Below are 19,580 nucleotides of genomic sequence, written 5' to 3' on the forward strand. Positions count from 1 at the left end.
CGGTTCATGGATAATATCGGGTTTTCCCGGGTCTGCCTGGACCCCGAGCCTGCCATGAAGTCTGCATTATCCCCTCGCGGCCAACGCTGGCTGATCGGTCTCTTGATGGGACTGGTCACGCTCACGCCGATGGGCATCGATATCTATCTGCCCTCCCTGCCCGTCATGGCGCAGGACTATGGCCGGCCGGTCACCGCGCTGCAAGCCAGCATCACCTTGTTCATCTTCGCCGTGGGCGTGGGCCAGATCCTGATCGGCCCGCTCGCCGACCGATATGGCCGCCGGCCCGTGGCGCTGGGCGGTGCGCTGGCCTATCTGCTGGGCTCGGCGCTGGGCGCCTCGGCCAGTTCGCTGGAGGTGTTCTACGTCGCGCGCGTGATCCAGGGGCTGGGCGCCTGCTCGGCCTCGCTGGTGGCCTTCGCGGCGGTGCGCGATTGCTTCAGCCCCGCGGTGGGCGCGCGCGTCTACAGCTATCTCAACGGCGCGCTGTGCACCGTGCCCGCGCTGGCGCCCATGGTGGGCGGCGCATTGGCGGTGCACGCGGGTTGGCGCAGCACCTTTGTCTTCATGGTGCTGTTCGCGTTGACGCTGGCGGGCTTGCTGGCGATCCGGTTCGAGGAGACGCGGGCCAAGCCCGCCAAGCCGCAAGGCGCGCTCTACAGCCTGCGCCGCTATGCGCCGATCGCGGCCAGCGGCCGTTTTCTGTATTTCGCGGCGTTCGGCATGGCCGGCATGGCGATGATCCTGGTGTTCGTCTCCGCTGCGCCGGTGGTGCTGGTGCAGCAGCTGGGTTATTCCGAACTGGGTTTTTCCGCCTGGTTCGGCGGCAACGCGGCGATCAACATTGGGGCCTTCTTCCTCGCGCCCGCCTTCATCTCGCGCTTTGGCCGCCATACCATGGTGCGAGTGGGTATGGCCGCCCTGCTTGCGGCGGCAGCCATGCATCTGGCCGCGTGGCTGTGGCTGCCCTTGTCGGCCTGGGTCTTCATGTTGCCGGTGGCCGTGCTGACCGTGGGCTTTTCATTGGCGCTGGGTTCGGGCCTTAGCCTGGCGCTGGAGCCGTTCGCCGAGCGCGCCGGTACCGCGGCCGCGGTGTATGGCCTTTTCCAGATGAGCGGATCGGCCGTCATCGCCACCGTCCTGCTGGATAGCGGCATGTCGCCACAATTGGCCATGGCGCTGATCGGCGCCGTCATCGTCGGGCCGCTGCTGTGCCTGTCGCCGGGCATGGCGCGGCGCTTGGCCGCGGGCTGAGGGCCCAGCCCGCTACGTCAGGCGCCATATCCCTCTACTATCCAGGAATAGCCCACCCTGGAGACGACATGAATATCGAAGAAGCGGCGCAAGAGCCGGTCCTGGCGCGCCATGCCGAAGGCGGCGTGGTGACGCTGCGCCTGAACCGCCCCGGCCAGTTCAACGCGCTGTCCGAAAGCCTGCTGGCCGCGCTGCAGGCCGAACTTGACGCCCTGTCGCGCGATGCGAGCGTGCGCTGCGTGGTGCTGGAATCCAGCGGCCGCGCGTTCTGCGCCGGCCACGACCTGCGCGAAATGCGCAGCCAGCCCTCGCTGGATTACTACCGCGACCTCTTCAGGAAATGCAGCGCCGTGATGCAAGGCCTGCAGGCCCTGCCCGTGCCGGTGATCGCCAAGGTGCATGGCATCGCCACGGCCGCCGGCTGCCAATTGGTGGCCAGCTGCGACCTGGCCGTGGCCGCGGACACGGCGAAGTTCGCGGTATCCGGCATCAACGTCGGCCTGTTCTGCTCCACGCCCGCGGTCGCCTTGAGCCGCAACGTGTCCGCCAAGCGCGCCTTCGAAATGCTGGTGACGGCGCGCTTCATCGACGCCGGCCAGGCCAGGGACTGGGGCCTGGTCAATGACGCGGTGCCCGAGGCGCAGCTGGACCAGCGCGTGCGTGCGCTGGTGGACGACATCCTTGCCAAGAGCCCCGCCGCAATCCGCTACGGCAAGCGCATGTTCTACCAACAGCGGCAGATGGCGCTGGCGGACGCCTATGACTACGCCGGCGACGTGATGGCCCGCAACATGATGGAAGCCGACGCCAGCGAAGGCATAGACGCCTTCCTGCAGAAGCGCCAGCCGCGCTGGCAGGCCTAGCGCAGTCCTGCCGGGCCGTGCGCGCGGCCCGGCTAAGCCAGCGCCCATCCGCCTGCCGCGGCCAGCAGCACCACCCACACGGGCGACCAGCGCGCGTAGACCAGCAGGCCGAACAGCAGCAAGGCCAGGCCGAAGTCGGCGCGGTCGCGGATGGCGCTGGTCCAGACCGGGTCGTACAGCGCCGACAGCAGTATGCCGACGACGCTGGCGTTCACGCCCGCGATCAGATTGCGCACGCCTGGACGCCGCCGCAGGCTTTCCCAGAACGGCAGCGCGGCGGCCACCAGCAAGGCGCCCGGCAGGAAGATGGCGACCAGCAGCATCAGGCCGCCAGCCCAGCCCGATAAGGGGCCGGACGACATTGCGCCCAGAAAGGCGGCGAAGGCGAACAGCGGCCCCGGCATGGCCTGCGCCGCGCCATAGCCCGCCAGGAAATCGGCGTTGGACACCATGCCGCCCGCCACCGCCGCGGAATCCAGCAAGGGCAGCACCACGTGGCCGCCGCCGAACACCAGGGCGCCCGCGCGGTAGAAACCGGAGAACTGCTGCGCCAGCGGCATGCCGCTGACCGCGGCCCAGGCCGGCAAGCCCGCCAGCAGCAGCACGAACAGCGCCAAGGCCGTGTACCCGGCACGGCGCGACACCTTCAGCGGCTGCACCGCCAACGCCGGACGTGGCGGCACTTGCAGCGCGGCCATGCCGGCGATGGCGCCCAGCAGGATCGCGCTCAATTGCCCCAGCGTGGTCGGCATCAGGATGGTGATCAGCGCCGCCGCCACCGCCAGTCCGGCCCGTTCGCGGTCCGGACAGAGCGAGCGCCCCATGCCCCAGACCGCCTGCGCGATGATGGCCACCGCCGCGACCTTCAGGCCATGGATGGCGCCCGAGGCGGACAGCCAGCCGAACTGCGCCAGCCCCAGCGCGAAGAGAATCAGCGCGACGGCGGTGGGCAGCGTGAACGCTATCCACGCGGCCGCCATGCCGGCCCAGCCGGCGCGTTTCAAGCCTATCGCCATGCCGACCTGGCTGCTGGCCGGCCCCGGCAGGAACTGGCAAAGCGCCACCAGGTCGGAATACGCGTAGTCATCCAGCCAGCGCCTGCGCTCCACGAATTCGCTGCGGAAGTAGGCCAGGTGCGCGACCGGCCCGCCGAAGGACGTCAGCCCCAGGCGCAGGAATACCAGGAAGACTTCCAGACAGGAGCCCTGGCCGGGCTGCTCGCGGGTGGCAGTGGCGGGTTTGCTGGCGACGTGTTCGTCTTGAGGGGGAGGCAGCGGCGGCATGGGATTCGGGCTTCTTCGGCAGGCGGGGCATCAGGGTCCGGCCCCCGCCCCATGCTTATAGCCGGGCGGCGTGGCGGATTCAACCGCCTGAACGGGCCGGGCCATATGGCCGGTTTACCTCGCCGCCCGGCCGCGCTTCAAACAACTTTACAAATACCGTACAAATATCGGCGGACTGCCCCGGGCGCGGCCCTATAGCATCCCAGGTCGCCATTTCCGGTTCAGATCCCCAATGCTCAAGTTCGCGATTCGCATCTTCGTGGTCGCCGCTATCGGTTACATCGCGGGATCGCAGCTGGTGCAGCGCAGCCTCGAGTATCTGCTGGACCCGCTGAGCGCGGACCTGTCGTACCAGTCGGTCCGGGGGCAGATGCATGCGTTGCGGAAGGAACTGGACGGGCTCGCGCCCGACGCGCGGCTGGAGTACTTGCGCAACGAAATACAGCCGCACTACGGCCTGGACCTGAACCTGCTCACGGACGCCGAAGCCAATCCCACCGCGGCGGAGCGGCAGCAGCTTGCCACCGTCGGCTTCATCATGCGCGACGACTACAACATCTACGTCGCCCCCCTGCCCGGCGAACCCAGCCAGTGGCTGGAGGTGGGCCTGCCGCGCCCGCCGCGGGCCGTTGAACGATGGATCACGATAGCCGCCTGGGCGGCGCTCAGCCTGATCGTGGGCGGGATCCTGCTGCTGCTGTGGGCCCTGCCCTTGTGGCGCGACCTGGACCGGCTGCGTAACGCCACGCAGCGCATGGGCCAGGGCGAACTGGGAGCGCGGGTGCGGCTGTCGCGGCTGGCCGGCATGCGGCACGTGGGCGAAAGCTTCAACCAGATGGCCGAGCGCATTTCGGCCCTGGTCGAGAACCAGCGCAGCCTGACCAACGCCGTCTCGCATGAATTGCGCACGCCGCTGGCCCGGCTGTCCTTCGAAGTGGCCCTGCTGGGCCAGGACCAGCATCTGCCCAAGCGGGACCAGATACTGCGCGACATGCAGGCCGATATCTGCGAACTGGAAACGCTGGTGGCCGAACTGCTGGTCTATGCGCGGCTCGAGCGTCCCACCGACGAGACCGTCAGGCTGGAGACCGTGGACACCTGCGATTGGCTGGGCGAAGCCCTGGCTCAAGTGGCGCACCAGGCCGAGGCGCGCGCCATCCAATGCCACGTGCACCGCGACTACCCGCCGCGCGTGCGGCTGCATCCGCGCTACATGAGCCGGGCCTTGCTGAACCTGGTGCAGAATGCGGTGCGCTACGCCAGCCGGCATGTGGAGGTGAAGCTCAGGCAATGCCCGTCCGGCGGCTTTGAGCTCATCGTCGACGATGACGGCAGCGGCATTGCGCCGGCCGACCGCGCGCGAGTGTTCGAACCCTTCATCAGGCTGGATGACAGCCGCGACCGCGGCACTGGCGGCGCCGGCCTGGGCCTGGCCATTGTCTGGCGGGTGGCCGCCAGCCACGGCGGCGGCATCGAGATACACGACAGCCCCCTGGGCGGCGCCCGCTTCGTGCTGCGCTGGCCGGCCTGAGCGTTGCCTCTGCGCGCGGCCGCACTCATGGCCCAGATGAAAACTCCATTTATGGCACTACCAGCCTGGGCCAAGCTGGGTCATCCTGTCGGCACGAGATTCCGCTCGGCTACACGCATCGAAAAGGCAGCAACATGACGCAGCGTTTGAATTACTTCCAGGTATCCGAAGAACAATCCAGGAAGTACCTGGAATTCAGCATGTCGCTGAAAAAGACCCCCATCGTCCGGGAGGTCGGCGAACTGGTGGATATCCGCGCTTCGCAGATCAATGGCTGCGGCTTCTGCCTGGACATGCACATCAAGCAGGCCAGGATCGCCGGCGAACGCGAGCTGCGCCTGCACCACGTCGCCATCTGGCGCGAATCCACGCTGTTCTCGCCGCGCGAGCGCGCCGCGCTGGCCTGGACCGAAGCCGTCACCACCCTGTCCGCGCAAGGCGTGCCGGACGCCGTCTATGAAGAAGCGCGCGCGCAGTTGTCCGAGCAGGAAATCTCCGACCTGACGCTGCTGGTGGTCGGCATCAACGGCTGGAACCGGCTGAACGTGGCCTTCCGCACCGTGCCGGGCTCGGCCGATGCGGCTTACGGCCTGGACAAGGCCGGCCTGAACTAGGACTGCATCAGCTTCAGGATACGCAGGCCCAGTTCATGGGCCTGCGCCTGCGTGGCGATGTTGGTGAAGCTGAGCAGCAGCGCTGATTGCCGCTGCGGCGCGGCGCACCAGCGCGACAGCGCGCCCGCGTACATGCCCTGCTCCTCCATCCGTCCGGCCAGCGCCACGTCGCTCTGGCCGTCGTCCAGGCGCGCCACCAGATGCATGCCGCCTGGCTGGGGTTCTATCCGCAGACGCTGCCCCAGCGCCGCGTTCAGGCCCGCCACGGTCGCGGCCCGACGTTCCGCGTACAGCTTGCGCATGCGCTGGATGTGGCGGCCGAAATGCCCCTCGGCCATGAAGGCGCTCAGGATGGCCTGCGTCAGGCCCGGCGCCGCGCCTGCCTGCAGCCGCGCCGACTGCGAAAAGCGTCCGGCCAACGGCTCTGGCACCACCAGATAGGCCAGCCGCAAGCCGGGAAACAGCACTTTGCTGAAGGTGCCGGCATACAGCACCCGCCCCTGCGTATCCAGGCTCTTGAGCGCCGGCAGCGGCCGGCCGACGTAACGGTACTCGCCGTCGTAATCGTCTTCCACGATCCAGGCCCCGCGACGTTCGGCCCAGTCCAGCAGCGCCTGGCGCCGCGGCAATGACAGCGACATGCTCAAGGGGCTTTGATGGGCCGGCGTCACCACGGCGCCGCGCGCCTGTCCCGCCCGCTTGATGCCGGCGCCGACCATGATCCCATCCTGATCCACCGGCACGGGCGCCGGTTCCAGCCGGGCCTGCTCCAGCAGCGCGCGCGTCGGCGGATAGCCCGGATCTTCCATCCAGACCTGGTTGCCGGGCTCGAACAGTGTCTGCAGGATCAGCGCCATCGTACTGTTGTAGCCCGAGGTGATGAACACCTGCGAAGGCTGGCAATGAATGCCGCGCGCCACTTGCAGATAGGCGGCCGTCGCGCTGCGCAGGGCCGGCAGGCCGCCGCTGGGCGGATAGGCCAGATCCCCGGCCTGCAGGCCTCGCAACTGCCTGGCGCCCAGCCTGGCCCAGAGCTTGCGCGGAAACTCGTCCAGCGCCGGCAAGCCCAGCTGGAACGGCCGCAGGCCCGATGGCTCGCGCCAGCCCGGACCGTCTCCGGGAGCCTCCGGCGGGACGGCCGCGGCGGGCGGCGGCGCATGCTGCGGCTGCAGATCGGGCGCCACCACCGTGCCGGCCTGGCCGCGCGCCTGGATATAGCCTTCCGATGCCAGCAGCGAATACGCCACCTCTACCGTGCCGCGCGCCACGCCCAGCTCCTTGGCCAGCGCCCGCGCCGACGCAATGCGGTCGCCCGGTTTGAGCGTGCCTTGGGCGATGGCGCCGCGAAAGCGCTCATAGACCTGGCGGTACAGGGGCTCGGCGTCGCCTGATAGCGCTGGCAGGTGCGGGGGCTGAGGATTGATCATGGCATAGTAAAAAATTCAATTTATGGCCCTTCTTATTATGGCATGCGGCACATAACATAGCTGCTCATGAACTCTGATACCGCTAGTGCATCCATGACAAAAGCCGCCATGCAACACCTCGAAAGCCCGCAGGATCTGCGGGCATGCCTGCCGCTCATGCGCGAGCTCAGGCCCCACCTGAAGGAAGACGCCGATTTCGTCGAGCGCGTGAGCCGCATGCGCGCGGACGGCTATCGTCTGCTGGCCGCCATGGCCGAGGGCCAGCCCGTCGCGCTGGCCGGCTACCGCCTGCAGGAAAACCTGATCTACGGCCGCTTCCTGTACGTCGACGACCTGGTCGTGGCGCAAGGCCGCCGCGGCGAGCGCTGGGGCGCCCGGCTGCTGCAAGCGCTGGACGCTCTCGCGCGCGACAGCGGCTGCGCCCGTCTGGTGCTCGACACTGGCCTGGGCAACGCCCTGGCCCAGCGTTTCTATTTCCGCGCCGGTCTGCTGACCAGCGCCATCCGATTCAGCAAATCCCTGGATACTCCCGCCTCATGAACATCCTGCGCATCATCTGCAGCCCGCGCGGCCGCGCCTCCGAAAGCTATCGCCTGTCGCAAGCCATCGTCGATCAGTTGCTTGCCGCCGCGCCGGCCGCGGCCGTGGTCGACATGGACGCGACCGCCCTGCCTCTGGTCGACACCGACTACGCGGCCGCGCTGAGCGCGCGGGAGGATCCCGCCGACGGCCGCCAGCACCGCGGCGCGCTGGGCCGCTCGTCCGGACTGATCCAGTCCTTGCAGGCCGCCACCCATATCGTCATCGCCACGCCCATGCACAACTTCACCGTGCCGGCATCCCTCAAGACCTGGATCGACCACGTGGTGCGGGTGCGCAGCACCTTCCAGATCACGGCGCGCGGCAAGGAAGGCAGCCTGCAGGACCGCCCGGTGTACGTGGCGATCTCGTCCGGCGGCGAGTTCGGCGGCGGCGCGAATAGTCAGCCGGACTTCCTCACGCCGTATCTCCGGCACGTGCTGGGCACGATAGGCCTGAAGAACGTGACGTTCTTTTCGGTGCAAGGCACGGCGCGCGGCGCGGATGCGCTGCACGAGGCGCGCGCCCAAGCGCAGTCGGAGATCGCCGCGTATCCGTTCGCGGCAGGTCCGCAGCCGGAGCTTGCCGCTGCTTGAGTCCGCCAAGGCTGGTGCCGCCGCATCATGGCGCGCGCACCAAGCCGACTCATGCTTAGGGATAGCGCCGGCGCAAGCCCGGCGTCGGCAAGAAGCACTAGGCAATCGGACTGCGTTGACACCCCCAAACAGCCGGCACTACGCTCTTTGCGAAACCCTCTAGCCTGAGCAGACTACGCCGTATTTCCTCATTCGGGCATGGGTGCAGGAGGCGTGCAATGACATTGACCAGACCCGGCATCCTGCTGGCCGCGGCCCTCGCGCTGTCTGCCTTGGCCGCGCCGCGCGCCGAGGCGGCCTGCGCCGACAAGAAGATACTGGCGATGGCCAACGACGGCCGCACGGTGAACGCGATCGCCAAGGCTTGCAACATGCCGTCCGCCAAGATCCGGGGCGTGATCGAGCGCGCCGACGCGGATGACGAGACGCCGGCGCCACCAGCGGCCAAGGCGGAACGCACCGCCGAGGCCGATCTGGTGAAGAAGCTGCCGTCCGGCGCGGGGCTGGCGCAGTGCGATTGCCAAGGCATGGTGCCCTATGGCGAACGGGCGCCGGATCTGCGCTGCCAGAGCGGCATGTCGATGGCGACGCCCTGCGCGGGCTATTGCTCGCCCCATGGGGTCGCGCCGTGGCGGCGCATATGCAGCTGAGCCCTATTGCCTGGCGCTTGGCATGAACCAGCGGTAATAGGCGTTGTCGCCGTCGTCGCGCGCCAGCTTGTTCATTTCCCTGCCCCAGGTTTCGCGATCGCCCACGTAGGCCGCCAGCGAGGCCCGATAGAACGTGTCCAGCCGCGCCCGCTCCAGCCGCATGTCGGCACGCAGCGCCTCGGAGGCGCCGACCAGCGGCGGCTCGCTGCGCAAGGCCAGCAGCGCGGGCAGGACTCGCGCCACCTCGCGCGGACGGACCCAGGTCGCGTACTCGATGCCGGGGCGATCGTCGGTCACGGCCTGCGTGCCGCCGGCAAAGCGCGCCAATCCGTCGCGGTCGGTCACCCAGGTGGACAGCAAGGCGGCGGCCGACGGCACGCCCACCGCTTTCAAGGCGGCGGCGATGTCCGGCTGGTTGTAACGCGCCTCGATGCGGGCCGCGTCCAGCGCCAGCGGCTGCATCGATCCCAGCAGCAGCATTTCATGCAGCTCGCTGGTCCACAGTTGGGCATGCGGAAACACCTCGATGAAGCTGGCGACCAGCGCGCGGGTGTCGTCCTCGTTCTGCGTGGGCAGTGGCAGCCATTGCGCCACGATGCCCTGGGGTGCCAGCCGGTTCGCGGCAAGCTGGTAGAAATCGCGAGAATACAGATTGACCACGCCCGCGGCGGATGGCGGCGGCGGCTCCAGCGTGATCAGGTCCCAGCGTTCGGCGCTGGCCTGCAGTTCGCGGCGCCCGTCGCGCAGGCGCTTGTCCAGGCCGGGGTCCGTGGCGGCCTGGAACGTACCCTGGAAATGCGGCGCGGCGCGCAGCACGGCCGGCAGCAGCTCGGCCACCGCGCGCTTTTCCAGCCCGCGATACTGCGACAGCGCTCCCGCCGTGATGCCGGTGCCGTAGCCCACCACCAGCGCGGATTTGGGCTCGGCGTTGTGGACGATGAGCGGCAGCAGCGCCTGCAACCGCATATAGCGCAACGATGGCATGGCATCGCCGGAATTCGACACGCCCTGGATGTAGAGCCGGTGGAAGCGGTTGCCGTTGCCGGCGCGTTCGACCACGGCGACCGTGCCGCCGTGGCTTTCTTCATAGAACACCAGGCCCGCGCCGCTGGCGCCGGGCAGCAGCCGCGCGAACTGATCCACCGGCAGCATGGCGACCACGGCCAGCGTGGCGAGGCCCGCGATGCCAGTCGCCCAGCCGGTGGCGGCGCGGCCGTCGGAGCGTCCGCGCCAGGCCGCCACGGCGCCGACCGCGGCGGCGATGGCCGCCAGCACGCTCAAGGTCCGCACCAACCCCAAGGCGGGCAGCAGCAGGAATCCCGTCAGCAAGGTGCCGGCGATGCCCCCCAGTGTGTTGCAGGCCAGCACGGCGCCGGCCTCCTTCCCCACGCGCTGATCGCCCACCGCGATGCGCAGCACGGCGGGAAAGGCCGCGCCCAGCAGCAGCGTGGGCGCCAGCACCAGGCTAGCCGCCGCCACCGCGAAGCGCGCGCACATGCCGACGAAGCCACTGCCGGTCCATTGGTAGACTGCCGCTTCCGCCTGGGTCTGGGCCACGATCAGCCATTTGCCCAGCAAGGCTACCTCCAGCACCGCGATCAGGCCCGCGCCCGCGATCAGAAAGCCGAACACCGGCCAGGGATTGCGCACGCGGTGCGCCCAGCGCGAATACAGCGCCGCGCCGAGGGCCAGGCCGGCCAGATAGGTGGCCAGCACGATGGCGAAAGCGAAAGCGCGCGTGCTCATGAAGGGCACGATCATCTGCGACCAGATCACTTCATAGCCCAGCGCGACGGCGCCGGCCACCGCGTACAGCGCCACGGCCAGGCGGGCTTCGCCGGACAAGGGCGCGGCGGCGGCTTGAGCGCTGGCGGCGGGTGCCGCGCTGTCGCCTGCCTTGCGGTCCAGCGCCCAGGCCCCGGCTGCCGCCAGCAGGTTCAACGAGGCTGCGGCCAGGGCCGCGCCCTGCACGCCGAAGCGTGGAATCAACCAGAAAGCGGGCAGCAAGGCGCCCAGGATGGCGCCGCAGGTATTGGCGGCGTACATAGTCCCGCCACGGCGGCTGACGTCCGCGCCCTGCCGGCTGACCGCGCGCAGCAGCACCGGCAAGGTGCCGCCCATCAGGAACGCGGGCATGGCCAGCAGCAGTCCTATCGCCAGCCAGGCCGCCACGCTGCTATGGCTCTCGATCGCGACGAAGGCGGCGGCGCTGCGCGCCAGCAGCCATGTCACCGCGACGCAGGACAGCGCCACGGCCGCTTCCAGCATGGCGTAGAAGCGTACCGGCCGCCGCAAGCGGTCAGCCCGGCGGCCCAACAGCCAGCCGCCCAGCGCCAGCCCCAGGAAAAACGCGCTGACCGCGCCGGCGATGGCGCTGACCTCCACGCCCACCACCAGCGACAACTGCTTGATCCACAGCACCTGGAACACCAGGGCCGCCGTTCCGGACAGGAACAGCAGCGCGGCCGGCCGAGTCGCCGTCAATGGCCGCCGGCCCACGGCCAGGTTTTTCACGCCAGGTTCCTGCATCGCCGCCTCGCTTGCCCCCATGCCCATCATGCTGCTCCTGCTGCGTTGCCGGGCGGCGCGACAGGCGCCGCCCGGTCCTGCTCCGGCTCGCGCCGGAACCGGCTACTTCGACTTCTGCTTATCGACCTCTTCGAAGTGTTCCTCCATGGCCTTGTTCACCCTTTCCTGCACCTGGTCCACGCTGAAGCTGGCGGGCCGTTGGCTGGGCGGATACTTGAGGAAAGTCTCCAGGAACGCGGAAGCCTTCATGGTCGCGATCGCCGTCAGATAGGCGTTCTTGGCCAGCCAGTCGTTGTACTGGTCCGACGTGATGTCGGCGCGTTCGTAGGGATCCATGCGCAGGTTGTAGATCTTGGGCAGACGCAGGCAGACGAAGGGGTTCTGCCAGATGTTTAGGTTGCCCGGCGCCCGCTGCTCGCAGAACACCGCCTTCCAGTCGCCCCAACGCGCGCCGACCAGCAGGCCGTCGTCATTGAAGTAATAGAAGTCGTCGCGCGCGCTCTTGTCCTGCTTGCCAGTCAGGTAGGCCAACTGGTTGTAGCCGTCCAGGTGCACCTTGAACTTGGTGCCGCCCGCCTGTGGCGCCCAGCCGTCCAGCAGCCGTTCCTTGACGTTGGCGTCGCCGGTGGCGGCCAACAGGGTCGGGAACCAGTCCATGCCGGACACGATGCCGCGCTTGATTTCCCCCGCGGGAATCTTGCCCGGCCAGCGGACCATGGCCGGCACGCGGAACGCACCCTCCCAGTTGGAGTCCTTCTCGCTGCGGAACGGCGTGGTGGCGGCGTCCGGCCACGTGAAGGCGTTGGGGCCGTTGTCGGTGGTGTAGACGACGATGGTGTTGTCGGCGATGCCCATGTCGTCCAGCTTCTTCAGCAGCTTGCCCACGTCCTGGTCATGCTCCCACATGCCGTCGGCGTAGTCGTTGCCCGGCATGCCGCTCTTGCCCTTGTGCTCCGGCCGGATGTGCGTGTAGATGTGCATGCGCGTGGTGTTCATCCACACGAAGAACGGCTTGTCGGACTTGCCGTGCTTGTCGATGTAGTCGATCGCCGCGCCCACCGTTTCGTCGTCGATGGTTTCCATGCGTTTGGTGGTGAGCGCCCCGGTGTCTTGCACCTTGCCGTCGGCCGTGGCCTTGATCACGCCGCGCGGCGAGAAGTTCTTGACATAGGGATCGTTGGGGTCCTTGGGCCAGTACGGGCGCTCGGGCTCCTCCTCGGCGTTCAGGTGATAGAGATTGCCGAAGAACTCGTCGAAGCCGTGGCGTGTCGGCAGGTACTCGTCACGGTCGCCCAGGTGGTTCTTGCCAAATTGCGCCGTGGTGTAGCCCTGCGCCTTCAAGGCTTCGGCGATGGTGATGTCACCCTTCTGCAGCCCGACGGTGGCGCCAGGCATGCCGACCTTGGACAGCCCGGTGCGCAGCGGCGACTGTCCGGTGATGAAGGACGAACGGCCCGCCGTGCAGCTGTTCTCGGCGTAATAGTCCGTGAACAGGGCGCCCTCCTTTGCGATCCGGTCGATGTTGGGCGTGGTGTAGCCCACGACCCCGTGCGTGTAGGCGCTGATGTTCGCCTGCCCGATGTCGTCGCCGAAGATCACCAGGATGTTCGGCTTCTTGTCCGATGCCGCCGCCTGGCCTTGATTGGCCGGCGGCGTCTGGGTCTGCGCCTGCGCGCTGCCCAGGGCCGTGAGCCCGGCTGCGGCGAAGAGCGCCGCGCTCAACAGTTTTCTTGCGTTCATCGCTTTCTCCTGACCCTTGCGGGCGGTTCCCAGTCACGTAAACGAATCACTGTGTTTCAAATGCGTATACCCTTCTCCACTCCTTTGCCATGTCCACGATTACCCAACCCTGTTGCTCCGCTTCATCCAGCGCCTTGTCGAGCCGGCCGATCTTGGATTCGCGGTCGTAAGCCCACTCTCGCCTGGCGTCGGTGTGATGCACCAGCCCGGCGAAGCGCTTGCCGCTGCCGGCCGCCGTCCACTGCAGCATCTGCAGATCGCCGTCCGAATTGCCGAAGGCGAAGATGGGCTGGCGGCCGATGAACTTGTTGATGGCCACCGGCTTGCCCGGACCGTCGTCGTTGAAGTCGAGCTTGGGCGTGCGCATCAGCACGGGCTTGCCGTCCTGCATCTGGAACTCGGTGACGAAGGTGGTGCCTATCACCTGTTCGGGTGGAATGCCGTAGACGTCCTGCGCCCACGCCCGCATGAACTCCACTTCGCCGCCGGACACGATGTAGGTCTTGAAGCCGTTGCCGCGCAGGTAGTCCAGCAGCTCCAGCATCGGCGCGTAGATCATGCTGGTGTACGGCTGCTTGAAGCGCGGATGGCGGGCGGTCTTGATCCATTGCCTGACCTCGGCGCCAAAGGCCTGCGTCGTCATATTGGTGTGCGTGGCGCCGACGATCTTCAGCAGTCCTTCCGTGCCCGATGCGGCCAGCGCCTGGCGGTCGCCCTCGATCGCGGCCTTGAAGGGCTGCTCCGTGGCCCATTCAGGATGCTCGGGCGCCATGACCTTGACCTGATCCAGCGCGAAGATCAGCTGGAAGTACATGGGCTGCTCGCTCCATAGCGTGCCATCGTTGTCGAACACGGCAATGCGGTCGGCTGGCGCCACGTAGTCCGGGGTGCCCTCGGCCGTGACTGCTTGCACAAAGCTGAGTATGGCCTGGCGCGAGGGGCCCTCGTTCCAGGAAGGCAGCGGCGTCTGCGCGCGCGCCACGCCAGCCAGCAACAACAGGATCAGCAGCGCGAACCAGCGCCGGAGCAGCAAAGGCGTCGTCATGGGAGATCTCCTGGGGGTTCGCCGGACGCGATGCCTGCGCGTCCGCGTGAGGATTCGGCTGGACGGGGATTCAGAGGCAGCAGACCATGCGCTTCGGTCGGCCTTGCCCGGGCGCCCAAGGCGCGGCGCCACCGTGGAAACATCCCGCGCAAGCCGCGCCAGCCCAGCGTCGCGTCAGGATCGCGGCCATAGATGGCTCGCAGCGCGTCGGTCCCGGTCTGCCGCAGCGCAGATTCCAGGCCAGCCGTCGCCTGTGCAACCGTGGCTGCCCCAGCAGCGCGCCGCAGCCAGACGTAAAGCGCGTCCAGGCGCGGCCGCGGTTGCGCCAGCAGGCGGCGCAGCGTCATCGCTGCATAGGGCTCGGACGCGCGCCACTGTGCGCGCCGCGCCCGCAAGCCGGCGCGCAGCCGGGCAATTGCCCGCCGCAGCCAGGGCGCGCCCAGCCACCAGGCCAGCGCCGCGAGCGCCGCCCCGGCGGCCAGCGCCAGCCACCCTCCCGGGATACGCACCTGCACCTGCCGGCCCATGTCCCGCAGGTCCTGTTCGACCGAGAATGGCGTCTGGTAGGCGGCGCCGGCCTGCGCCTCGAAGCGTTGCGCCGGCAGCGCCACGCGCTCTTCCTTATTGGCCGCGATGTTCCACCAACGGATCTCCATCGCGGGCAGCTCGAAAGCGCCGCCACGTTCGATCACATAATCCAGGCGATCCACCCGTCGTCCGCCCAGGAAGCCGCCGCGGTTGTCGGAAAGCTGTGTCAACTCGGGTTCCGACGGGTACAGCTTGAGGCCCGGTACGGCCGCCATGGCCGGCGGCGGAATCAGCATCGCCTGCGCGCCCTGCGCCTCTATGGTGATGACGCGGCTGACGTGGTCGCCCACGGCGGGAGGCTCGGCCGAATAGCGGATCTGTTGGGTCGCCTGGACCGCGCTCGCCGCCAGGGCGCGCCCGGCGATGCCGCCCGGCGGCCCCGCGGCGCGTACCTCCAGCGGGCGCGTCTGCGCGGCCAGCGGGGCGGATGCCTGTCCCACCTGCGCGCTGACATGGATGGCCGGCACTTGCAGGCTGCCGGCCGCTTGCGGACTGATCAGATACGAAAAGCGCAGTCCACTGTAGGCGACGCCGCCGATCGAGGTCCGGATGATGGTGGCCTGTCCCGACGGTCCCGAGACCAGCGCGCCCGGAATATCCAGGGCCGGCATCTGCGGCGGCTGGGTGAACCAGGTCGAAGTCAGCACGTCGACCTGCAGGATGGACGTGCCGCCCGCCATCAGGTCGCCGGATGCCGCCATGCGGGCTTCGGCGCGCAGTTGCGGCCCCTCATCCGCGGACTGGGCGCGCGCCATGCCGGCGTACAGTCCCAGCTGCAACGACAGTAGCAGCAGGCCCAGGTGGCGCAACAGCGCGGCATGGCAGCGGATCATGGCTGCTTCCCCTGCGCCGGCGCGGCCTTGCGCGCGTCTTCGATGGCGAACTTCTGCTTCAGGAAGCCGGCAGGCGACAGGCTCAGGTTGCGCAGCCAGACCTCGTCGGACGCGGCCTCGGGCACCGTGGTCCGCATCATCTTGCCTGCGCTCTTGTTGCTGTCCACGCGGGTTTCGTCGGGCTTCTCCGAGTCGTCGTCCTGTTGCTCACTTTCCGCAGCGGCGATCAGCCTGGCGACCAGTTCGCGGTTGTCGCGCGCTGCGCTGAAGTCCGGCCGCAGGCGCAGCGCCTGGTCATACGCCGCGAGCGCCGCATCGTAGCTGCGCAGCCGGACTTGGGTATTGCCCAGATAGAAGTAGCCTTCGGGCGTATCCAGTTTCGCGAACGCCGCCAGCGCCGCCTGGTACTCGCCCGCGTCGTAGGCGGCGCGGCCCTTCCAGTAAGGATCTGCGTACAAGGCCGCGGCTTCGGCATAGCGTTTGTGCTCATAGGCCCAGCGGCCTTGCTGATCGGGCGTGAAGAAGGCGTCGGCCAGCGCGCCGGCGTCCGCTCGCGGCGTGTGCAGCGCGGCAGTGAAGGCCAGCAGCAGGCAGGCCGTCCAGTTGATGTTCCAGCCGCGCCGCAGCGCCAGCAGCGCCAACAGCGCCAGCGGCCAGCACAGCCAATAACCCGCGTCCTTCCAATGCAGCGGCTTGTCGGCGTCCTGGACCTCTTGGTAGTGGCGTTCGGCGTGCAGCGTCACCCAGTCCAGATCATCATCGTTCAGGGTCAGGCTGCCCAGCGGCGCGCGGGCCGCCTGCGCCAGCTGTTTCAGGGCGCCCTCGTCGAAACGCCCCAGCACCGGCCTGCCCTGTGCATCGATGCGAGGCTGGCCGCGGACGTCGCGCACCACGCCGCCATCGCGGGTACCCACCGCCCACACCAGTATCTGGAAGGAATTGGCGCGCGCCAGGCGCTCGACCTCGGCCAGCTGTCCGGTGTCTGCGCCGTCCGTGACCAGCAGCAAGGTGCCGCCGGCCTCGCCGGACTGCAGCAGACTCGCGGCCAGGGCGATGGCGCCGGCCGCGTCCTTGCCCGGCGCGGCGATAAGTCCGGTGGACAGGGCCTGCACGAACATGTCGGGTAGCGCCGGATCGTCGGTGGGCGGCAGCACCAGGTGCGCGGAGCCGGCGTAGGCGATCAGGCCCGTCTTGGCGCCGGCGCGCCGTTTCAGCAGATCGCGCAGCTTGCGCTTGGCGGCCTCCAGCCGGCTGGGCGGCAGATCGGCCGCGTCCATCGACGGCGACAGGTCCACCGCCGCGATCAGGGGCGCGAGATTATCCAGGAAGGCCGGGCGGTCTTGTTGCCACGTCGGGCCCGCCGCAGCGATGCCGCCCAGCGCCAGCAAGGCGGCCAGCAACTGCGCGGGGCGCAGTCCGCGGCTGCCTTGCGTGCGTACGGTCAGGTACGGCAGCAGCGCTGGCGAGATATTGCTGCGCCATCCGAGCTGGCCGTCCTCGTCCCGCCGCCGCCATAGCAGCAAGGCCGCCGCCGGAATCGCCAGCAGCCACCAGGGACGCAGGAAATGGAAGGCGCTCAGATCGACTTCCATTCGCCCTCCTCCACGCTTGCACCGCCTTGCGGCCTGGCGCCGCGGCGCCAGCCGAGCAACGCGGCCGCGAGATGCCAGCCCGCCAGCAGCAACAGCGCCAGGCCCAGCGGCACCCAGAAGAAATCCTGCTTGGGCTGATGGCGCAGCTCGCGGACCTCGTGCGGCGTGATGCGGTCCAGCTCGGCGTAGACCTGCCGCAGCGATGCCTGGTCCTGCGCCGGAAAGAAACGGCCCCCAGTCTTGGCGGCGATTGCGCGCAAGGCATCGAAATCGACCTTTTCCTCGCCTTCCGCTTGCGGATCGCCGATGCCGACGGTGTGCACCACGATATGGCGCGCGGCTGCCATGGCCGCCGCGCGGTCAGGCGGCACGGCGCTGCCGGTGTCGTTGCCATCCGTCAGCAGGATCAGTACCTGGTCATGTTCGCCGGCGTGCTCGAACTGCTTGATCGCCACCCCGATGGCATCGCCGATGGCGGTGTTGGGTCCGGCCATGCGCGTGCTGACCTGCTCCAGCAGCAGCTTGAGCGTGGCGTGGTCCTGGGTCAGCGGCGCCTGCGGATAGGCCGCGGTGCCAAACACGATCAGGCCGAGCCGGTCGTCTTTGCGGCGGTCGATGAAATCGGCCACCACCGCCTTCACGCCGCTCAGGCGGTCCTCGCGGCGGCCGTCCGGCGCCACGAAGTCCTCGGTCTCCATGGATTGCGAGATGTCGATGGCCAGCAGCAGGTCGCGCACCGGCTGGCGGTGTTCCAGCGGCGGCTCGACCCGCTCGGGCCGCGCCAGGGCAAGGATCAGCAGCAGCCACACCAGCGCGCTCAACGCCAGTTGCCAGCGGTCGCCGCGCACGCCGGGGCGCTGCGGCGTCTGGCCGGTGCTGCGCGCCACCGATTCGAAGAACGGAATGCGCACCGCGCTGCGGCGCTGCACGTATGGCGGCAGATAGCGGTACGCCAGCCAGCCCAGCGGCAGCAGCGCCAGCAGCCAGGGATACTCAAGCCGCCACATGGTGACGCTCCATCCATTGCCGGCTGGCGAGGAACAAATTCCGCACGCGCGCGGGATCGATAGCCCGCAAGGTTTCAGGCGGCGCATAAGCCAACGCTCTCAGCAAGACGCTGGCGTCGGGAGGAAACACGGCCATGCCGTCGTCCATGAAAGCCACCCACTCCGCGCCCTGCAAGGCACCCACCCTGGCCCTGTCGGCTTCTGCCACCGAGGACAATCCGACGCGCTTGAGCAGTTCCGGCAACGCGCGCGCGGCCAGCGGGTCGGACTGCGTTTGCCGCCGCAGCGCCTCCAGCATGCGCAGGCCGGTGCGGCGGTAGCGATTGCGCCGGCGTCGGCGCGCGATCCGCCACGCCGCCCATCCGGCCAGCGCCAGCACCGCGGCCAACAGGACCAGCCAGCCCCAGGTCTGCGGCCAATAGCTGACCGGCGCGGGCAGCGGAAGCTGCCGCAGCTGTTCGATGGACGGCGCGGCGTCGGCGTTCATGCCCTGCCCCTGGTTTGCGGACGGCTCGTCTGCCGACCCAGTTCGCGGCGCAACTGCGCCACGGTGTCGTCCGCCGTGTCGATCGACAGCAGCGGCACGCGGCTGCGGCGCAGCAGCCCGGCCACGTCGTGCAGGCGTCCCGAAAAAAAGTCCGACAATGGCTCGCGCACCTGCTTGCGATCCGCCGCCACCTCGACCTGCAGTTCGCCTTGCGTCACCACCAGCCGGCCGCGCAAAGGCAGGCGCAGCGCCAGCGGGTCATACACCAGCGTGGCCACCACGTCGTTGTGTGCGGCCAAGCTGCGCAACAGGCGCAAGCTCGTATCGTCGGCGCCAGCGAAGTCGCTGACCACGCACACCAGGCAATCGTGCGGCGCATGAGCCAGCGCGCCTTGCAGGGCTTCGTTCAGCCGGCCAGACGCGTCGACATCGGGCTGATCGGCGCCCATGGACTGGCTGCGCCGCGCGATGGCGGCGAACAGGGACTGGATGCGTTCGCGGCTGCGCAGCGGGCGCACGCTGTCGATGCCCGCGTCGCTGAACACCAGGCCGCCCACGCGATCGCCCGCCAGATAGGCCATCCAGGCTGACAGCGCCGCCACGCGCGCAGCCACCACCGACTTGAAGCTGCGCACCGAGCCGAAATACATGCCCATGCGCTGGTCCACCACCACCAGCACCGGGCGGTCGCGCTCCTCGCTGTAAGTGCGCACATAAGGCTTGCCCAGGCGCTGCGAGGCGCGCCAATCCAGTTGGCGCAGGTCGTCTCCCGGCAGATAGCGCCGCAGTTCCTCGAAGTCCAGGCCGCGCCCGCGCAGGCGCGAACCATGCTGGCCCGCCAGTATGCTGCGCACAGGCTGGCGGCTGAAGAACCCCAGGCCGCGCGCGGCGGGTTCCAGCGCCATCAGGTCCGTGATGCGGACCTGGACCTCTGGGGAAGGAGCGGCCGAGGACATGGCGGA

Annotated in this window: 17 protein-coding genes; 7 read left to right on the top strand and 10 right to left on the bottom strand. The window is 68.8% G+C overall.

Going from position 1 to position 19,580, the window contains the following annotated elements; all coding sequences use genetic code 11:
* The first annotated feature begins 54 nt into the window (after positions 1 to 54).
* The gene (locus IPU70_RS03235) at positions 55 to 1,254 is read left to right on the top strand and encodes a multidrug effflux MFS transporter (protein WP_207464913.1); all 1,200 of its coding nucleotides are present in this window, start codon (positions 55 to 57) and stop codon (positions 1,252 to 1,254) included.
* Positions 1,255 to 1,322: 68 nt separating this feature from the next.
* Entirely contained in the window at positions 1,323 to 2,117 is a 795-nt protein-coding gene (locus tag IPU70_RS03240; RefSeq protein WP_207464915.1) for an enoyl-CoA hydratase, read from the top strand.
* 32 nt (positions 2,118 to 2,149) lie between these two features.
* On the opposite strand, the gene chrA is transcribed toward IPU70_RS03240, so the two are convergent.
* Positions 2,150 to 3,400 carry a chromate efflux transporter gene (chrA, locus tag IPU70_RS03245; protein ID WP_207464917.1) on the bottom strand — a complete coding sequence of 417 codons (1,251 nt, stop codon included), beginning with the start codon at positions 3,398 to 3,400 and terminating at the stop codon, positions 2,150 to 2,152.
* Positions 3,401 to 3,632: 232 nt separating this feature from the next.
* On the opposite strand from chrA, the gene IPU70_RS03250 reads away from it, so the two are divergent.
* Positions 3,633 to 4,931 carry an ATP-binding protein gene (locus IPU70_RS03250; protein ID WP_207464919.1) on the top strand — a complete coding sequence of 433 codons (1,299 nt, stop codon included), beginning with the start codon at positions 3,633 to 3,635 and terminating at the stop codon, positions 4,929 to 4,931.
* A gap of 134 nt (positions 4,932 to 5,065) precedes the next feature.
* Positions 5,066 to 5,545, top strand: a complete 480-nt coding sequence (locus IPU70_RS03255; RefSeq protein WP_207464921.1) for a carboxymuconolactone decarboxylase family protein — start codon at positions 5,066 to 5,068, stop codon at positions 5,543 to 5,545.
* On the opposite strand, the gene IPU70_RS03260 is transcribed toward IPU70_RS03255, so the two are convergent.
* Complete coding sequence (locus IPU70_RS03260; protein ID WP_207464923.1) at positions 5,542 to 6,972, bottom strand: PLP-dependent aminotransferase family protein; 1,431 nt, start codon at positions 6,970 to 6,972, stop codon at positions 5,542 to 5,544. The genes IPU70_RS03255 and IPU70_RS03260 overlap by 4 nt on opposite strands.
* 108 nt (positions 6,973 to 7,080) lie before the next feature.
* Between IPU70_RS03260 and IPU70_RS03265 the strand changes: the two genes are divergently transcribed.
* From IPU70_RS03265 to IPU70_RS03275, 3 genes are all read left to right on the top strand, one after another.
* On the top strand, positions 7,081 to 7,512 hold the full coding sequence (locus IPU70_RS03265) for a GNAT family N-acetyltransferase (RefSeq protein ID WP_242702301.1): 432 nt from the start codon (positions 7,081 to 7,083) through the stop codon (positions 7,510 to 7,512).
* Positions 7,509 to 8,147: an FMN-dependent NADH-azoreductase gene (locus IPU70_RS03270; protein ID WP_207464926.1), complete on the top strand. Its 639-nt coding sequence runs from the start codon at positions 7,509 to 7,511 to the stop codon at positions 8,145 to 8,147. Before IPU70_RS03265 ends, IPU70_RS03270 begins: the two co-directional genes overlap by 4 nt.
* A 218-nt stretch (positions 8,148 to 8,365) precedes the next feature.
* Positions 8,366 to 8,797: a hypothetical protein gene (locus tag IPU70_RS03275; RefSeq protein WP_207464929.1), complete on the top strand. Its 432-nt coding sequence runs from the start codon at positions 8,366 to 8,368 to the stop codon at positions 8,795 to 8,797.
* 3 nt (positions 8,798 to 8,800) lie between these two features.
* On the opposite strand, the gene IPU70_RS03280 is transcribed toward IPU70_RS03275, so the two are convergent.
* The 8 genes from IPU70_RS03280 to IPU70_RS03315 form a co-directional block, all read right to left on the bottom strand.
* Positions 8,801 to 11,353, bottom strand: coding sequence for a fused MFS/spermidine synthase (locus IPU70_RS03280; protein WP_207465330.1), 2,553 nt, complete (start codon positions 11,351 to 11,353; stop codon positions 8,801 to 8,803).
* Between the two features lie 75 nt (positions 11,354 to 11,428).
* Positions 11,429 to 13,066: an arylsulfatase gene (locus tag IPU70_RS03285; RefSeq protein ID WP_207464931.1), complete on the bottom strand. Its 1,638-nt coding sequence runs from the start codon at positions 13,064 to 13,066 to the stop codon at positions 11,429 to 11,431.
* 46 nt (positions 13,067 to 13,112) lie between these two features.
* Positions 13,113 to 14,111: an HAD family phosphatase gene (locus tag IPU70_RS03290; protein ID WP_207464933.1), complete on the bottom strand. Its 999-nt coding sequence runs from the start codon at positions 14,109 to 14,111 to the stop codon at positions 13,113 to 13,115.
* A complete protein-coding gene (locus IPU70_RS03295; RefSeq protein ID WP_207464935.1) occupies positions 14,108 to 15,532 on the bottom strand; it encodes a BatD family protein in 1,425 nt (474 codons plus the stop codon). The genes IPU70_RS03290 and IPU70_RS03295 overlap by 4 nt, the downstream gene beginning before the upstream one ends.
* On the bottom strand, positions 15,529 to 17,124 hold the full coding sequence (locus IPU70_RS03300) for a VWA domain-containing protein (protein WP_207464937.1): 1,596 nt from the start codon (positions 17,122 to 17,124) through the stop codon (positions 15,529 to 15,531). The genes IPU70_RS03295 and IPU70_RS03300 overlap by 4 nt, the downstream gene beginning before the upstream one ends.
* Positions 17,109 to 18,131, bottom strand: a complete 1,023-nt coding sequence (locus IPU70_RS03305) for a VWA domain-containing protein (protein ID WP_207464939.1) — start codon at positions 18,129 to 18,131, stop codon at positions 17,109 to 17,111. The genes IPU70_RS03300 and IPU70_RS03305 overlap by 16 nt, the downstream gene beginning before the upstream one ends.
* The gene (locus IPU70_RS03310) at positions 18,118 to 18,618 is read right to left on the bottom strand and encodes a DUF4381 domain-containing protein (RefSeq protein ID WP_207464940.1); all 501 of its coding nucleotides are present in this window, start codon (positions 18,616 to 18,618) and stop codon (positions 18,118 to 18,120) included. Before IPU70_RS03310 ends, IPU70_RS03305 begins: the two co-directional genes overlap by 14 nt.
* Positions 18,615 to 19,574, bottom strand: a complete 960-nt coding sequence (locus IPU70_RS03315) for a DUF58 domain-containing protein (RefSeq protein ID WP_207464941.1) — start codon at positions 19,572 to 19,574, stop codon at positions 18,615 to 18,617. Before IPU70_RS03315 ends, IPU70_RS03310 begins: the two co-directional genes overlap by 4 nt.
* Positions 19,575 to 19,580 lie beyond the last annotated feature (6 nt).

The organism is Achromobacter sp. SD115, assembly GCF_017355315.1.
Lineage (GTDB): Bacteria > Pseudomonadota > Gammaproteobacteria > Burkholderiales > Burkholderiaceae_B > Achromobacter > Achromobacter xylosoxidans_B.

Coding starts and splice junctions, on each gene's coding strand:
- IPU70_RS03240 (WP_207464915.1), top strand. CDS start 1,323: ATGAATATCGAAGAAGCGGCGCAAGAGCCGGTCCTGGCGCGCCATGCC.
- IPU70_RS03275 (WP_207464929.1), top strand. CDS start 8,366: ATGACATTGACCAGACCCGGCATCCTGCTGGCCGCGGCCCTCGCGCTG.
- IPU70_RS03280 (WP_207465330.1), bottom strand. CDS start 11,353: ATGGGCATGGGGGCAAGCGAGGCGGCGATGCAGGAACCTGGCGTGAAA.
- IPU70_RS03270 (WP_207464926.1), top strand. CDS start 7,509: ATGAACATCCTGCGCATCATCTGCAGCCCGCGCGGCCGCGCCTCCGAA.
- IPU70_RS03295 (WP_207464935.1), bottom strand. CDS start 15,532: ATGATCCGCTGCCATGCCGCGCTGTTGCGCCACCTGGGCCTGCTGCTA.
- IPU70_RS03235 (WP_207464913.1), top strand. CDS start 55: ATGAAGTCTGCATTATCCCCTCGCGGCCAACGCTGGCTGATCGGTCTC.
- IPU70_RS03300 (WP_207464937.1), bottom strand. CDS start 17,124: ATGGAAGTCGATCTGAGCGCCTTCCATTTCCTGCGTCCCTGGTGGCTG.
- IPU70_RS03290 (WP_207464933.1), bottom strand. CDS start 14,111: ATGACGACGCCTTTGCTGCTCCGGCGCTGGTTCGCGCTGCTGATCCTG.
- IPU70_RS03315 (WP_207464941.1), bottom strand. CDS start 19,574: ATGTCCTCGGCCGCTCCTTCCCCAGAGGTCCAGGTCCGCATCACGGAC.
- IPU70_RS03250 (WP_207464919.1), top strand. CDS start 3,633: ATGCTCAAGTTCGCGATTCGCATCTTCGTGGTCGCCGCTATCGGTTAC.
- IPU70_RS03305 (WP_207464939.1), bottom strand. CDS start 18,131: ATGTGGCGGCTTGAGTATCCCTGGCTGCTGGCGCTGCTGCCGCTGGGC.
- IPU70_RS03255 (WP_207464921.1), top strand. CDS start 5,066: ATGACGCAGCGTTTGAATTACTTCCAGGTATCCGAAGAACAATCCAGG.
- IPU70_RS03265 (WP_242702301.1), top strand. CDS start 7,081: ATGCAACACCTCGAAAGCCCGCAGGATCTGCGGGCATGCCTGCCGCTC.
- IPU70_RS03310 (WP_207464940.1), bottom strand. CDS start 18,618: ATGAACGCCGACGCCGCGCCGTCCATCGAACAGCTGCGGCAGCTTCCG.
- IPU70_RS03285 (WP_207464931.1), bottom strand. CDS start 13,066: ATGAACGCAAGAAAACTGTTGAGCGCGGCGCTCTTCGCCGCAGCCGGG.
- chrA (WP_207464917.1), bottom strand. CDS start 3,400: ATGCCGCCGCTGCCTCCCCCTCAAGACGAACACGTCGCCAGCAAACCC.
- IPU70_RS03260 (WP_207464923.1), bottom strand. CDS start 6,972: ATGATCAATCCTCAGCCCCCGCACCTGCCAGCGCTATCAGGCGACGCC.